At 62.1% G+C, this 1,059-nt stretch carries 1 protein-coding gene; it reads right to left on the bottom strand.

What is annotated here, in order from left to right; translation table 11 throughout:
• Positions 1–1,059 (bottom strand): putative urea ABC transporter substrate-binding protein (locus B7L09_RS09995; protein ID WP_141213452.1); only part of this gene is annotated, 1,059 nt, incomplete at its 5' end.

Here is a 1,059-nt window from a genome sequence, read left to right as displayed (position 1 = left end):
TTACAGCGTGCCGTCGGCGGCCATCTGCACGTAGCGGGGGTCGAACTGCAGCTTGAGGTTGGTTTTGTCGCCGCTGGTCACGCCGTTGGCGAAGCTCATGCCCACGGCGCTGGTGTCCTTGGCACCTTCGCCGAGCAGGCCGTGTTCAAACGAGAACTCGGCGACCTTGCGCATGGTGGCGGGCAACTGCGCGCTGGTGGCGAAGGCCAGGGCTTCCTTGGGCGTGGCGAACAGCTTGGTGGTGTCCAGTTGCGACTGGAAACCGGCGAGGTCGGTGCCGGAGGCTTTGGCCATGTGTTCGAGTGCGACGTTGCTGGCAGCGTTTTTGGCGTTCATCAGCGCAACCACTTCGAACCAGGCGCCGGTCAACGCTTTGCCCAGCTTGGGGTTGTCTTTGAGGGTCTGGGTGTTGACCACCATCATGTCCATGATTTCGCCGGGCACTTTGCTGGAGTCGAACACTTCGGTGACGCCCGGTTTGGCCTTGATCTCAGAGAGCATCGGGTTCCAGGTGGTGACGGCTTGCACCTGNTCGGTGTTGAAGGCCGCGGCGATATCGGCGTCGGAGGTGTTGACTACTTTCAAGTCTTTTTCGGTGAGATCGGCCGACTCCAGGGCGCGGGCCAGCAGGTAGTGGGACACCGAGAGTTCCACCAGGTTGACGTTCATGCCCTTGAGGTCCGCCACGGTCTTGCCGGTGCCCTTGATCACCACGCCATCGTTGCCGTTGGAGAAGTCGCTGACCACCAGCGCGGTGCTGTCCACGCCTCCGGCGGCAGGAATGGTCAGGGCGTCCATGTTGGTCATGGTGCAGCCGTCGAACTGGCCGGCGGTGTACTGGTTGATGGATTCGACATAGTCATTGAGCTGCACCATGTCGATCTTGATGCCGTACTTCTTGGCCCACTTGTCGAGGATGCCTTGGCTGCCGGCGTACTCCCACGGCATCCAACCGGCGTAGATGGTCCAGCACACACTGAAGTGGTCTTTGGGGGCGGCTTGGGACGGGAGGCTCACGAGGGCTGCGAANGCGGCGGCGAGCAGGGCGGGTAAACGNAG

Origin of the sequence: Pseudomonas mandelii (genome assembly GCF_002251635.1) — a bacterium.
GTDB lineage: Bacteria > Pseudomonadota > Gammaproteobacteria > Pseudomonadales > Pseudomonadaceae > Aquipseudomonas > Aquipseudomonas mandelii_B.
This window is presented reverse-complemented; position numbering and strand designations above follow the sequence as displayed.